The 13,367-nt window shown below is 50.7% G+C and carries 17 protein-coding genes and 1 tRNA gene; 13 read left to right on the top strand and 5 right to left on the bottom strand.

Annotation, left to right across the window (positions count from 1 at the left end):
• Positions 1-3: 3 nt before the first annotated feature.
• Positions 4-588, top strand: coding sequence for a pyridoxamine 5'-phosphate oxidase family protein (locus HKT17_RS09780; protein WP_171099681.1), 585 nt, complete (start codon positions 4-6; stop codon positions 586-588).
• Positions 585-1,058 carry a nuclear transport factor 2 family protein gene (locus HKT17_RS09775; RefSeq protein WP_171099679.1) on the top strand — a complete coding sequence of 158 codons (474 nt, stop codon included), beginning with the start codon at positions 585-587 and terminating at the stop codon, positions 1,056-1,058. The genes HKT17_RS09780 and HKT17_RS09775 overlap by 4 nt, the downstream gene beginning before the upstream one ends.
• A 20-nt stretch (positions 1,059-1,078) precedes the next feature.
• Here the strand turns inward: HKT17_RS09775 and HKT17_RS09770 are convergent, their stop codons facing one another.
• Positions 1,079-1,666 carry an NAD(P)H-dependent oxidoreductase gene (locus HKT17_RS09770; protein ID WP_171099677.1) on the bottom strand — a complete coding sequence of 196 codons (588 nt, stop codon included), beginning with the start codon at positions 1,664-1,666 and terminating at the stop codon, positions 1,079-1,081.
• 32 nt (positions 1,667-1,698) lie between these two features.
• Positions 1,699-2,100 carry a MerR family transcriptional regulator gene (locus HKT17_RS09765; RefSeq protein WP_171099675.1) on the bottom strand — a complete coding sequence of 134 codons (402 nt, stop codon included), beginning with the start codon at positions 2,098-2,100 and terminating at the stop codon, positions 1,699-1,701.
• Positions 2,101-2,202: 102 nt separating this feature from the next.
• Between HKT17_RS09765 and HKT17_RS09760 the strand changes: the two genes are divergently transcribed.
• Together HKT17_RS09760 and HKT17_RS09755 are read left to right on the top strand one after the other, a co-directional pair.
• Positions 2,203-2,709 carry a helix-turn-helix domain-containing protein gene (locus tag HKT17_RS09760; RefSeq protein WP_171099674.1) on the top strand — a complete coding sequence of 169 codons (507 nt, stop codon included), beginning with the start codon at positions 2,203-2,205 and terminating at the stop codon, positions 2,707-2,709.
• Positions 2,709-3,488, top strand: coding sequence for a YhfC family glutamic-type intramembrane protease (locus tag HKT17_RS09755; protein WP_171099672.1), 780 nt, complete (start codon positions 2,709-2,711; stop codon positions 3,486-3,488). Before HKT17_RS09760 ends, HKT17_RS09755 begins: the two co-directional genes overlap by 1 nt.
• Here the strand turns inward: HKT17_RS09755 and HKT17_RS09750 are convergent.
• A complete protein-coding gene (locus tag HKT17_RS09750; RefSeq protein WP_171099669.1) occupies positions 3,448-4,353 on the bottom strand; it encodes a LysR family transcriptional regulator in 906 nt (301 codons plus the stop codon). The genes HKT17_RS09755 and HKT17_RS09750 overlap by 41 nt on opposite strands.
• Before the next feature lie 117 nt (positions 4,354-4,470).
• On the opposite strand from HKT17_RS09750, the gene HKT17_RS09745 reads away from it, so the two are divergent.
• Entirely contained in the window at positions 4,471-4,872 is a 402-nt protein-coding gene (locus HKT17_RS09745; RefSeq protein ID WP_171099667.1) for a RidA family protein, read from the top strand.
• A 19-nt stretch (positions 4,873-4,891) separates the two neighbouring features.
• On the opposite strand, the gene HKT17_RS09740 is transcribed toward HKT17_RS09745, so the two are convergent.
• Positions 4,892-5,506 (bottom strand): CGNR zinc finger domain-containing protein, encoded by a 615-nt coding sequence (locus HKT17_RS09740; RefSeq protein ID WP_171099664.1) that lies wholly within the window; start codon positions 5,504-5,506, stop codon positions 4,892-4,894.
• 136 nt (positions 5,507-5,642) lie between these two features.
• Between HKT17_RS09740 and HKT17_RS09735 the strand changes: the two genes are divergently transcribed.
• Both HKT17_RS09735 and HKT17_RS09730 read left to right on the top strand, forming a co-directional pair.
• The gene (locus HKT17_RS09735; protein WP_171099662.1) at positions 5,643-6,635 is read left to right on the top strand and encodes an alpha/beta fold hydrolase; all 993 of its coding nucleotides are present in this window, start codon (positions 5,643-5,645) and stop codon (positions 6,633-6,635) included.
• Complete coding sequence (locus HKT17_RS09730) at positions 6,635-7,588, top strand: alpha/beta fold hydrolase (protein ID WP_171099660.1); 954 nt, start codon at positions 6,635-6,637, stop codon at positions 7,586-7,588. The genes HKT17_RS09735 and HKT17_RS09730 overlap by 1 nt, the downstream gene beginning before the upstream one ends.
• A gap of 221 nt (positions 7,589-7,809) precedes the next feature.
• Here the strand turns inward: HKT17_RS09730 and HKT17_RS09725 are convergent.
• A tRNA-Met gene (locus HKT17_RS09725) sits at positions 7,810-7,886 on the bottom strand.
• A 127-nt stretch (positions 7,887-8,013) separates the two neighbouring features.
• Here HKT17_RS09725 and HKT17_RS09720 point away from each other — a divergent pair.
• From HKT17_RS09720 to nusA, 6 genes are all read left to right on the top strand, one after another.
• Positions 8,014-8,508 carry a DUF4442 domain-containing protein gene (locus HKT17_RS09720; RefSeq protein ID WP_240965762.1) on the top strand — a complete coding sequence of 165 codons (495 nt, stop codon included), beginning with the start codon at positions 8,014-8,016 and terminating at the stop codon, positions 8,506-8,508.
• Between the two features lie 9 nt (positions 8,509-8,517).
• Positions 8,518-8,733, top strand: coding sequence for a DUF1289 domain-containing protein (locus HKT17_RS09715; protein WP_105029432.1), 216 nt, complete (start codon positions 8,518-8,520; stop codon positions 8,731-8,733).
• Positions 8,734-9,194: 461 nt separating this feature from the next.
• A complete protein-coding gene (scpB, locus tag HKT17_RS09710; protein ID WP_105029431.1) occupies positions 9,195-9,809 on the top strand; it encodes an SMC-Scp complex subunit ScpB in 615 nt (204 codons plus the stop codon).
• Positions 9,781-11,151 carry a 23S rRNA pseudouridine(2605) synthase RluB gene (gene rluB / locus HKT17_RS15750; RefSeq protein ID WP_371815376.1) on the top strand — a complete coding sequence of 457 codons (1,371 nt, stop codon included), beginning with the start codon at positions 9,781-9,783 and terminating at the stop codon, positions 11,149-11,151. Before scpB ends, rluB begins: the two co-directional genes overlap by 29 nt.
• A gap of 191 nt (positions 11,152-11,342) precedes the next feature.
• Positions 11,343-11,858 carry a ribosome maturation factor RimP gene (rimP, locus tag HKT17_RS09700; protein ID WP_240605727.1) on the top strand — a complete coding sequence of 172 codons (516 nt, stop codon included), beginning with the start codon at positions 11,343-11,345 and terminating at the stop codon, positions 11,856-11,858.
• Between the two features lie 10 nt (positions 11,859-11,868).
• On the top strand, positions 11,869-13,338 hold the full coding sequence (gene nusA, locus HKT17_RS09695) for a transcription termination factor NusA (protein WP_105029429.1): 1,470 nt from the start codon (positions 11,869-11,871) through the stop codon (positions 13,336-13,338).
• Positions 13,339-13,367 lie beyond the last annotated feature (29 nt).

The raw sequence follows: 13,367 nt of genomic DNA, 5'->3' as shown, positions 1-13,367 counted from the left end.
TTGATGGGAAATGCATTTGCAGAAATTGCGTTCACGCAGGGCGTGCGCGAACTACAAATCCAGGCAGGTAGCCGGGAACGATATGCGGCCATGGATCAGTCTGCCAATCGGCGTGACAAATTGACGGAAAGAGAGACCACATTCATTGAATCGCGTGATCATTTCTTTCAGGCCAGTGTGAGCGAAACCGGCTGGCCTTACGTGCAGCACCGAGGTGGCCCAGCGGGTTTCCTGAAAGTTCTCGATGAGCGCACCTTGGGTTTCGCGGACTATCGCGGCAATGTTCAATACGTCAGTGTAGGTAACTTGAGTCACGACAACCGTGTTGCGCTTATCCTGATGGATTATGCCAATCAGCGGCGGCTGAAGTTACTTGGTCGTGTTCGCTTTATTGATCGCGATACTGAGCCTGATTTGATCGAGCGGCTTGTTACACCCGGCTACAAAGCGATTGTAGAGAGAGGATTCATTATTTCTGTGGAGGCCTTCGATTGGAACTGCCCGCAGCACATTACGCCGCGATTCACACTTGCGGAGATCGACGAAATGACCGCGCCACTAAGGGCGCAATTACGGAGAAATGAATGAGCACCAACACCAAACCACCACTGCCACCCTTTAATCGGGAATCTGCAATTCAGAAAGTCAGGGCGGCAGAAAACGCCTGGAATTCCAGAAATCCAGAGGCGGTCTCCATGGCTTACACAGAAGATTCCAAATGGCGCAACCGCAGCGAGATATTTCAGGGCAGGGCAGCGATCGTCGATTTTTTAACCAGAAAATGGGCAGTTGAAAACGGCTACCGTTTGATCAAGGAATTGTGGGCCTTTTCAGATGATCGAATTGCGGTTCGATTCGCCTATGAATGGCACGATACTGAGGGTCGCTGGTTTCGAAGCTACGGCAACGAGAACTGGGAATTTGATGCGAACGGATTTATGAAGGTTCGCCACGCCAGCATCAACGATATTCCAATCAAGGAATCGGAGCGTTTGTTTCAATGGCCGCACGGCCCCCGACCGAATGACCATCCAGGGTTAAGCGACCTTGGGCTTTGAGTTTAAAAGCGCTTGCCGACTTATCTGGCAAGGCCGTTTAATCCAAATTGGTAAGCACTCGCCAGCCATTTCTCGCGTGTGCTTGCCTGCGAGTTTTTCACTGGACCAAAGCTGGTAATTTCCACTGGTTTAATGCCACAAAACTCAAGAATGGTTCGTTTCATTTGGTTGTGCCCGGGCATGCGATACACCAGCCGGTAGTACCACGGCGGAGTGTCCATGGTTGCGATCAGGTGTGCAGTTCGTTGCTTTAACAGGCCATCGACCATCAATGCGTCTTTCTTAAACTTGAATGCAAATCCGGGCAGGAATATTCGATCAAAGAAGCCTTTAAGAATGGCTGGAATGGAACCCCACCAAATTGGATAAACAAACACAAGGTGCTCGGCCCACGCAATGGATTCTTGCGCAGCGAGCAAGTCAGGTTCAAGTGTTTGAATGGTGTTGTAACCATTGCGCAGTATCGGATCGAAATTCAGCTTGCCAAGGCTGAGCAAGCGAACATCTTGACCTGAAGCCTGCGCTCCACTTTGGTAGGCATCGGCGATGGCACCGCACAAGCTGGCCTCGGCTGGATGGCCAAGAATAATCAAGATGCGTTGGCGCATGACAAGCTCCTTTTTGTTGAATCACAAAAAGTCTAAAGCTTGCCCTTAGGGGAAGAGTCAACAGTAAGTTCGCAGTTCATTAATTCCGGGGAGTGAAGCAATTCATGTTCTAGTTGATTTAACAAAAGCAGTTGAGCCTGTGCTGTTTCGATTTGCGAATGAAGGGCCGATCGTTTCAATTCAATTTGCTCAAGCATCAGTGCCATGCTTGAGCGGGGGGCGCTGTTGTTGCTCGCCAAAGCCTCGACGAGTTCCTTGAGCTTAAAGCCCAGGGTTTGTGCGCAACGAATGGTTTGAATTTGATGGATAGCCACGTCCGCATAAACGCGGTAGCTGCCTTTGCGTGTTGGCTTTGGGATTAATCCCATTTGCTCGTAAAGATAAATCGCCTTGCGCGATGCACCAGACTTTTTTGAGAGTTCGCCGATATACATTGTTTAAGCCCATTCGCGGAGCCAGTCTATTTTCAGAGGATTGCCGAGAACATTTCATATTGTTATCATTATTGATAATAATGTAACCCCAGAAGTAAATCAATGACCAATCTGGAAGTGGCGCTGCATCCTGTGCGGATGAAAATCCTCTCGTATCTGTTCTCGGAGCCTTCGACTCCTCAGCAAATCCACAAGGACCTACCCGAAATTGCGCCGGCTACACTGTATCGGCATATCAAAGCATTGTTCGACGCAGGTTTGATTGAGGTAGAACAGGAAAATCAGAAGCGCGGTGCCACCGAGGTTACCTATCGCATATCTTGTGCAACAGCCCAAGCAAACCCATCTTCGGACGAACTCAAAAAACTTTTCAATCTTTACCTGGCTGGGGTTTTGAACAGCTTTGACAGGTTTCTGGATTCGAACCAGGAAAAAGAGAGTTATCGACATGGGTTCAGCAAAGCGATTTTCTATGCCACCCCAAATCAACTGGATGAATTTCAGAAGAAAGTGCTAGAGGCAATTAAGCCGCTGCTGAAGCCTTCAGGTCAGCCACATCAAATGGCTTATGAGCTGTCCACAATTTTGTTACCGGTGGTTGAAGAATAATGGTGATCGTTCTCAATATGTTGTCGATGTTGACATTGTGTGCAGTCGGTCTTTGTCTGATTGTTCAGCTCAATCGTCGATTGCCTTCCGGATCTAAACCCTATTGGCTAGGTGCCATGGCGTTCGTGTTGTTTGCTAGGGTGTTAGAGCCTGTTTTTTTGAGCTCGGCAGGGTTTGCTTTACCTGGGCAGTCCGTAAGTAGCCAGCAGGCTTTGGTCGGACTAGTCATGGCTTGTCTTACTGCAGGTCTTTTTGAGGAGACCGGGAAATACATTTGTTTGAAAGTTAGAAGCGTGCGCAGCAATTTGGACCTTCCGTGGTTGGCTAAATTTGCGCTGGGCTATGCCCTGTGCGAGGCAGTGCTTCTTGGCGTGATCGCCCACGCGCAATTTCTGTATTTTTACTCCAGTCCGGAAGTACTTCAGACACTGGATCTTGATTCCACTGCGCAGGATGTCATCAAGAAGCAATTGGCAAGCCTTACGGAGTGGACAGCTATTTTCTTGTTGATTGAACGTGTTTTTGCCATCGTGATACAAGTTGGTTTGACTTTTATCGGAGCTCTGGCTGTGGCTAAAAGGCAGCTTGTTTGGCTCATGGCAGCTATCCTGATTCATGCATTGATCAACATTCCAGCTGCCAGTTATCAGTATGGATTTCTTGCGGCAGAGCATGGTGAAATGATTTATGCGCTACTGCTGCTTATCGCGCTTTATTGCATTTGGAGAGGTGGTGCGTTTACTGTGGTGCGCTTGCGTGCTGCGCTATCAGATGAGTGATCCACTCGATAAAAACCCGAAGCTGTTTGCTGGCATATCTGTTGGGAGAATAAGCCACGTACAAAGGCATTGAATCGAACTGCCAGTCCGAGAAAAGCCGCACCAGTTCACCGTTTTTGATGTGTCGTTTGGCCATGTACTCAGGCAACCACTGCACGCCTAATCCAGCCAAACCCGCTGTCAGGTAGGCGTTGCCATCATCTATTTCCAGCATGGAGCGTCCTTGTAACCTTGCGTCTACTCCATCTTTACGCAATCCATATGGCAATTCATTTGCCCAGCGATAACGGATAATTCTATGGTCAGATTCAATTAGTTCTTGCGGATGCAAAGGTGTTCCTAATTGCTTTAAGTAAGATGGCGCAGCGTAAACACCCAACCGCAAATTACCAACGTGACGTGCTATCAAAGCACCATCTGTAATTTCTCCACCTCTGACTACACAATCGACGTTATCGCCAATCAAATCTACTTTTCTGTCACTGGCTCCCAATTCAAGTTGAATGTCTGGAAAACGTGCGTAGAAATCTGGCAGTGCCGGCACCAAAATGATGTTGGCGAAAGGGCTTGGAACATCCACACGGAGCAGGCCACGGGGAGAACCAGGAGAACCAGGCAGGTTGTGTTCGATGTCTTCAAGTTCATTCAGTAACTTGACCACACGCTCAAAGTAGGCTGCACCATCTTTGGTTACGTTCACTTTGCGGGTGGTACGGTTCAGTAGCTTGATGCGCAGGTGTGCTTCCAATTGCTGAATTGATTGGGTCACAGTGGCTCTACTTATGTCCAAGGTTTCGGCCGCCTTTGTAAAACTGCCTGCCTCCACCACGCGCACAAAAACCCTCATGCAATCAAATCGGTCCACTCACTTCTCCGAATAATTGTTTGAAATATTTAAACAGTGTTGCTGTTATTTAGCAATTTATTCAAACAAAAATATCACTTAAATTTCCGTTACCAATCAACTTTCGAGGTAACACCGATGCGCACACGCCAAGCAATTTTTCCAGCTGATCGCCATGAGTTGTATAAGCTACACCGTTACTCTGCTGCGATTAAATCTGGCGACCTCCTGTTTGTATCGGGGCAAGTCGGAAGCCTTGGAGATGGCTCACCAGAGCCAAATTTTGAAGCTCAGGTTCGCTTGGCATTCGCCAATCTTGAGGCAACGTTGAAAGCTGGCGGATGTTCGCTGAACGACATCGTCGACGTAACCACCTTTCACACCGATCCAGAGAATCAATTCCCCACAATCCTGAAGGTCAAGGATGAAGTATTTCCCGAATCTCCTTATCCGAACTGGACCGCATTGGGAGTGAACTGGCTTGCCGGCTTCGACTTCGAAATCAAAGTGATTGCTCGAGTCGCTAAAAAAACCACGTAAGCAGATTGCAATCATTCACTCAAGTTGTTCCCACCTTTTTTCTGAACTGGGCAGCTTTGTGTCGATTTCCGCAAGATGCCATGCTGCACCAGCGACGCTTATGCGATTTTGTTCGGTCGTAGAACCAAAGAATGCATTCAGGATGGGCGCATTTTTTAACAAGATCGAGCTCGCCATCGGTCAGCAATTGCGCGACTGCTTCAGCCACTGGCCCCAGCAAATTAGCAACAGGATCGGCTTTGGCAACTCGGGTCAATACAAGTCTACCGGCGTCGGTTGGTATCACCTGTGGGGCGCTGAGGTAGGCATCAAGAAACTTGTTCAGCGGCTGCACATCGCCCATCTGTCCATTCTTCCATTGTTCAATCAGCTGACGAGCGAGTGCTCGAAGTTCTCTCGCCTGCCTGAGTAATGTCTGTTTCTCTGCTGCTGCTGCTGCTGCTGCTGCGATGGACGCGCTCGCCAACAAACCACATCGCACAAGCCATGCGTGAACATCCTCACCACTTCGCCATAAATCCACTGACTCATTGCCAACTCGCATTTCTGTGTTCAGTAAGTCCAGAGCCAGGTGGTCACCCACCATTGGGATCTCTCCGGGATTGTTGTTTATCGACGTTTCAGTCTTTTCCATAAGTAACCTTTAAAAAATAGTTTGACAGGTTACTTTTTTTGGAAGACACTTCCGTTCAAGTAACCGTATAAATCAAATTATACAGGTTATTTCAAACAAGCAGCTGATCATTTAATTTTTACGACAAGGAATAGCCATGACTAGCATTCACGCACTATTGGCCGCAACTACGCTGGCCACTGCAACTTTCGCCGCCAGTGCGGCACCTCCCACAGAGCAGGTTCATCACCGGTATGTGAATATTCAGGATGTCGATGTGTTTTATCGAGAAGCCGGGCCTGACACTGCACCCAAAGTTTTGCTGTTGCACGGATTCGGCGCGTCTTCCTACATGTTTCGTGAGCTCATCCCGAAACTGGCAGAGAAATATCATGTCATCGCCCCCGATCTGCCTGGTTTTGGTCAAACCAATGTTCTGCCAGGCAAGTCATTTGCCTATCAATTCGACAACCTCGCTTCGGTAATCGACGCATTCACAGTCGCCAAGGGTATGGATAGTTACGCCATGTATGTATTCGACTACGGTGCCCCTGTCGGCTGGCGTCTTGCTGTAAAAAATCCGCAGAAGATCACTGCGATCGTGAGTCAAAATGGCAATGCCTATGAGGAAGGGCTCAGCGAAGGTTGGGCCGACATGCGCAAGGCTTGGGCCAATCCAACGCCAGCCAACCGGGAGGCACTGCGTCGCTTCAACACGTACGAGATGATCAAGTGGCAGTACACAGAGGGTGTGAAAGACACTTCACTGGTGGCTCCCGAAACCTACCAGCTGGCACATGCTGCGGTGGAACGTATCGGCGTTGATGCACAAATGGATCTGTTGCTTGACTATGGCCAGAATATTAAACAGTACGGTGCACTGCACGAGTTCTTCCGCCGCTATCAGCCACCCACATTGGCGATTTGGGGTGCCAATGATCCATTTTTTATCCCGGCCGGTGCAAACGCTTACAAGCGCGACAATCCCAAGGCGGAAGTTCAGTTTCTCGACACTGGTCACTTCGCAATCGAAACGCATGGCAAGGAAATCGCTGATGCGATGGTTGAGTTTCTTGATCGAAGCGTTCAGCGCCCGATGAGCTCGCTCGATGGGAAAAATCTGGATCAGTGCAACGTGGGAGATCAATAATGAACGCATTCAAAAACTTTTTAGCAATCTTTTCAACTGCCTTATTCTCAGCAACTGTGAATGCCGCCCAACCTGCCACTGTGGCAGGCAACACCCAAGGTAAGAGCAGCTTTGTCCAATCCGCCAGCACGATCGTCACCAAAGACAATGTGCAGCTTTATTACAAGGACTGGGGCCCTCGCGATGGTCAGCCCGTGGTTTTCAGTCACGGCTGGCCGCTGAATTCTGACAGTTGGGAATCGCAAATGATGTTCCTGGCCAGCAATGGATACAGGGTTGTTGCCCACGACAGGCGCGGCCATGGTCGATCCAGTCAACCCTGGCATGGCAATGACATGGATCATTATGCCGACGACTTGTTGGCCGTCATCGAAGCCTTGAACTTGAAGCGTGTCACCCTGGTAGGGTTCTCAACAGGCGGTGGTGAAGTGGCCCGCTACATTGGGCGGCATGGCACCAAACGCGTTGAAAAGGCCGTGTTGGTGGCAGCGGTTCCGCCATTGATGTTGAAAACTGAAAGTAATCCCGGTGGGCTTCCGATGAGCGTGTTTGACGGGCTTCGACAAGCATCGCTGGAAAACCGTTCGCAGTTGTATCTGGATATTGCGTCGGGGCCATTCTTTGGTTTCAATCGCGAAGGCGCAAAACCTTCACAAGGACTGATTCAGTCATTCTGGGTTCAGGGCATGCAGGCAGGTCACAAGAACACCTATGACTCTATCGCTGCATTTTCTGCGACAGACTTTCGTGAAGACCTGAAGAAATTCAACATTCCCACGCTGATCATTCACGGCGATGACGATCAAATCGTTCCTTTGGACGCATCGGCCAAAGCATCTGCAGCGCAAATCAAGGGTTCCACTCTGATTGTTTATCCAGGTGCTCCCCATGGCTTGGCTGACACTCACAAAGATCGCTTGAATCAGGATCTACTTAACTTTTTGAAGCGTTGAAGGTACATCAACCATGATTTAAATCCATCAATCAATTAATAGGATTCGACAACATTGATGTGACATAGACCATTGGCGACCTGATGCGAGTAGCTCTACTCCACTTGTTTTAGAACTAAGCTGGATCGACTACACCTTGGCATTCGCTTTGAATTTACAAAGTCTGATGTCGGAAAAACAAAAAGGCCAATCACCGAGATGATTGGCCTTTTTTCTGTATTTGGTTGCGGGGGCAGGATTTGAACCTACGACCTTCGGGTTATGAGCCCGACGAGCTGCCAGACTGCTCCACCCCGCGTCTGGTAAGAACGAAACTATAGCGGGTTTCCCCCTTGTGTGCAAGTGCACAAACGCATGCAAACGCCTAAACCGTGGCTGAAAAACCTTTATCCTACTGAAACCACAAGAAAAACTCGCGGTAAAAAATGTTTAAAAAATTTCTGAAAAACCTCTCTGACAAGCCCGAATTCATGCGCAGGGCCATGAATTTTTACGCACCTTTGCGCGGCGCAGGCATTCATGTACATCACATCAGTGCCAATTTCGAAGAAGTCGAAGTGCACATGCCACTCACGCGTCGCAACAAGAACATCATGGGTACGCAATTTGGCGGTTCTCTCTACGCCATGGCCGATCCCTTCTACATGCTCATTCTCATGAAGCGCTTGGGCAGTCGCTACCATGTGTGGGATCAAGAGGCCAACATTCGGTTTGTTGCACCGGGTAACGCCTTGGTCAAAGGCGTGTATCAAGTTGATGATCAAACACTGGAAGAAATCAAAGCCAAAGCGGCCACTGGTGAAAAAGTTTTGCACACCTTCGAGACCGACATCACCCACGCCGATGGCTCGGTTGTCGCACACGTCACCAAAGTGCTCTATATTCGCCTGAAGAAGCAGTACCGTCCCAACCCCAACTAAAGCAGCATCATGTCAAAACCTGAATACGCCAACCTGCCTGTGTGGCCCCAAGCCGATACCCCTTGCGTGGGTTTTTGTTCAACCAACCTTGGAGACGATATTTGCATGGGGTGTGGTCGCACTCTGGACGAAGTCGATGGTTGGCTGTTTAAAAGCGACGAGGAGAAAGAGGCTATCTGGAACCGCATCCGCCAAGCGGGTGTTGGCTATCGCTGGGAAAGCTGAAATAGCAAGAGTTGATAGTCTCTAGAGCCCATGCTCAGTTTTTAATCAACCAACCAAAAACTGCACAAAATCAACAGGCTGAAAATTTTATCCACAGCGAATAGGGAAGGTTTTCCCCGCCCAGTGTGGATAAGTTCCATAAGCCTCGGGGTAAGCCACAGTGGGGATGTTCGGTGCACTTTGTTCCAGCACTCTATGAATGTCTCCGACCCTCCGTGGGTTACTTTCAGATACGGCTTGCCTCGGTGAGCCGTTTTTTTTGAAATTAATTGTGTGATCAAGTGGTTGCTGAGCGGTGGATAACGTGGTTACAATGCGCCATCGGTTTATAAAATGCCTGTCGCGCAACTCGTTTCACGCTGCGCCCCTGCACCCCGCTGGCAACAGCCACATCGGCCTGCAGGACCAATCGGCACTATTTCCCTATCAACACCTGAATTTCTTAAAGTGAGTCCGCCTGGATGGATCCCCAGCGCGCTAAAAACATATTAGAAGCAGCATTGCTGTGTTCGGTCGAGCCCATTGCCGTCAAGGAATTGATGCGCCTGTTCGATGATGCAATTGATGCATCCGTGGTCACAACCTTGTTGGAAGACCTGCGTCGAGATTGGACTCACAAGGGTTTGGAACTTGTGCAAGTCAAAACGGGCTGGCGCTTCCAAACCCGAGAGGACGTCAAACGTTACCTCGAACAAATGAATCCCGAGAAGCCCCCGAAGTACTCAAGGGCAACCATGGAAACCCTGGCAATTATTGCCTACAAGCAGCCGGTCACCCGGGGCGACATCGAGTCCATTCGTGGGGTCACCGTGTCTACCCAGGTCATGAAGGCGCTCGAGGATCGCGGCTGGATCGAGTCAATCGGCCACCGCGATGCGCCGGGGCGCCCAGCACTGTGGGCAACCACGCCCCAGTTTTTGGCTGACCTGAATTTGGCCAGCCTAAGCGACTTGCCAGCACTGGACGATGAAAAAGACCAACAGCTGGCTGATGAATTACAGAAAGTCATTCCATTTGATCTGGATGACAGCGAAACAGCGGAAAACGATGAGAACCAACAAGCGCAAAGCAACTGAAACACTCGACAGCAACCCAATTCCCGAGCAGGCGGCAGTCAGCATAGACAGCGAAAGTCATGATCTGGAATGGGGCGAAGTGCTGGATCAGGTTGAAGGCCTGAAGTCTGAAGAGGGTGGCGGCGCAGGCAAGAACCGCAGCAAGCTGAATGTGCGGCTAGACCCCGAATTGGCGCCCAAGTTGCACAAGGTATTGGCCGATTCCGGTATGGGTTCTCGTCGTGAAATGGAAGAGCTGATTGTCGCTGGGCGTGTCTCTGTCAATGCTGAACCTGCCCACCTGGGCCAGCGCGTGTTGCCCACCGACCAGGTGCGTGTCAATGGCAAGCTGATTCAGCGCAAAAACAAATCCAAGCCACCTCGGGTACTTATTTATCACAAGCCCGCCGGCGAAATTGTGTCCATGGACGACCCCCAGGGGCGCACCACCGTATTTCAGAAACTGCCGAAAATTTCAAACGGCAAGTGGATTGCAGTGGGGCGTCTCGATTTCAACACCGAGGGCTTATTGCTGTTCACCTCCTCGGGCGAGTTGGCCAACCGTTTAATGCACCCGCGTTACGAAGTGCAGCGTGAGTACGCTGTGCGCATTCTGGGTGAGCTTTCTGAAGAACAACGCCAGCAATTGCTCACTGGTATTCAGCTTGAAGACGGTCCTGCCAAGTTTCTCTATGTGGATGCTGCAGGCGGTGAGGGTGCTAACCGCTGGTACAAAGTTGGCTTGAAAGAAGGGCGCAACCGAGAGGTTCGCCGCATGTTTGAGGCCTGTAACCTGACCGTAAGTCGCCTGATTCGCACACGTTTTGGCGACATCCTGATGCCCTCCACCTTGAAACGTGGCCGCCACATGGAAATGGAAGCACTTGAGGCCATGTCCTATATGCAGTCATTGGGCTTGAAGGTGGATGAGTCTGCCCAAGAAGGTGCCATTCGCCGTGACAAAAAGAACATTGGCTCGAAAAACAACAAGCGTCGCAACGGTCAACCCCTGATAGACCCAGGCTTGGCCTTTACCACGCCAACCCAAACTTACCTCACCGTGTCTGGCGCTGCCGCAGCCGCCGCGTTGAGCAACCAGAACAACTTGTCTTCTGCCGGGGGCTCAGCCCGGCGAGGTGGCGGTGGTGACCGAAATGGCAACAGAACAGGTGCCAATGGCAATGGTGCTGCCCCAGCTGGAAAGTTTGCTGGCACAGGCAAGCGCCCCTCAGGGCCACGCAATGCGGGTCCGCGGTCTGGTGGTCCTTCTGCCGGGCGCGGCCCCGGGCGCGGCAATGAGGGTGGAAATGGCGCAGCCCAGAAACCCCAGCAGCGTAGACGCCGGAAGGCACCGGCCGCGTAGTTCTCCGCACCTGAAATTACTTGAAAATAAAGGCAGTTTCGGTTATTCTCTGAGGCTGCCTGAGCGCCCACTCCAAAAAGGGTGTCTCAAATGAAGTGGGCTTACAGGCCCATTTTTTTTTGGCGAGGCGGTTTTAAGTACGCAAATAAAGTGAACAAGCGAAGCGAACAGACAAGTAAAGGTTAAGAACGTTGAAAGGCGAAGTGATCAATCCTGAAGAATTTGTTGGCAATTCATGGTCTGGCGTGTGGTCAGAATCCTGGGTTACTGAAGCCGACGCCGTGATCGCCTCTCTGGGCCTTGAAGTGGCCGATATTGAGCGCGAGGGCAATGGTCTGTTGCGCATCATGATCGATTCACCCACTGGCGTTACCGTCGAAGATTGCGAAAAGGTCAGCCACCAGCTTACCCACCTGTTCACCGTCGAAAATGTCAACTACGAACGGCTCGAGATTTCCTCGCCGGGCGTTGATCGCGTTTTACGCCGCAAAAAAGATTTCGAACGGTTTTTGGAGCAAGAGGTGTCCTTGAAATTCAAACGGGCCATCAACAATCAAAAACAGTTCAAAGGTGTATTGCAAAAGGGCAAAGAGCAAACCTGGGGTGTCTTGGTGACCCCCGACGGTAAAAATGCCGAACCCTATTTGCTTGATTTTGAAATAACTGATTTGGCGGGTGCCCGTCTGGTCCCCCATCTAAAGTTTTAGGAGCCCTGGAATGAGCCGTGAGTTGCTTTTATTAGTTGATGCGTTGGCGCGCGAGAAGAATGTGGACAAAGACATCGTCTTTGGTGCGCTCGAATTGGCATTGGCTTCCGCAACCAAGAAGCGCTTCGATGAAGAAGTGGATGTCCGCGTGTCTATTGACCGCGACACAGGCGACTACGACACTTTCCGCCGCTGGGAAGTGGTCACAGAAGAAGATTTCTACGATCCCGCCTATCAAATGGTTCTAGACCAGGCCTTGAAACACGATGCTGAAGCCGAAATGGGCGACTTCATCGAAGAAGAACTTGAGCCTGTTGAGTTTGGTCGAATTGGTGCACAAGCAGCCAAGCAGGTCATTCTGCAGCGCGTTCGCGACGCCGAGCGTGAGCAAATTTTGCAAGACTTTCTCGACCGTGGCGACAAAATCGTGATTGGTCAGGTTAAGCGCATGGAGCGTGGTGACGCCATTGTTGAAAGTGGCCGTATCGAAGCCCGCTTGCCCCGTGATCAAATGATTCCTCGCGAAAGCCTGCGTCCCGGTGACCGTGTGCGCGCCTACCTGTGGAAGGTTGATCGCATGGCCCGTGGCCAGCAAGTCATTCTGTCACGCACTTCGCCCGAGTTCATTAAAGCCTTGTTTGCCATGGAAGTGCCTGAAATTGAGCAAGGCCACCTGGAAATCAAGGGTGCTGCCCGCGATCCCGGCATGCGTGCCAAGATCGCAGTGTTGGCTCACGACCGTCGCATTGATCCAATCGGCACTTGTGTGGGCGTGCGTGGTTCTCGCGTTCAGGCCGTTACCCAGGAATTGGGCGGCGAGCGTGTGGACATCGTGTTGTGGTCTGAAGATCCAGCCCAATTTGTAATCGGCGCCTTGTCGCCTGCTACTGTTCAATCCATCGTTGTGGATGAAGACCAGCACGTGATGGAAGTGGTGGTGGACGAAGCTGAACTGGCACAAGCCATTGGCCGCAGCGGTCAGAATGTGCGTTTGGCTTCCGACCTCACCGGCTGGCAAATCAATATCATGACACCCGAAGAATCGGCCAAGCGTTCCGAAGAAGAAATCGGCAAGTTGCGTGAATTGTTCACCAGCAAGCTGGATGTGGACGAGGAAGTGGCCAACATTCTGATCGAAGAAGGCTTCACCGGTCTTGAAGAAGTGGCCTACGTACCCATCGCTGAAATGCAGGAAATTGAAGCATTTGACGCAGACACTGTCGAAGAACTGAGAACCCGTGCCCGCAATGCATTGTTGACCGAGGCAATTGCCCGTGAAGAAATGGTTGAGGGTGCAGGCGATTTGATGTCCATCGAAGGTGTGGATGCCGATCTGGTTGGCAAATTGGCAGCCGCTGAAATTTCTGACCGCGAAGGTCTGGCCGAATTGGCAGTCGATGAATTGGTTGAAATTGCAGGAATTGAAGAAGACCGCGCCCGCGACATCATTATGAAAGCGCGAGCACACTGGTTTGAATAATACAAACCGCATTGAGTAGAGTCGAATCG

The organism is Limnobacter sp. SAORIC-580 (assembly GCF_013004065.1).
GTDB lineage: Bacteria > Pseudomonadota > Gammaproteobacteria > Burkholderiales > Burkholderiaceae_B > Limnobacter > Limnobacter profundi.
Note: the sequence above shows the minus strand (reverse complement) of the source record. Positions and strands in the feature narration are given on the sequence as shown.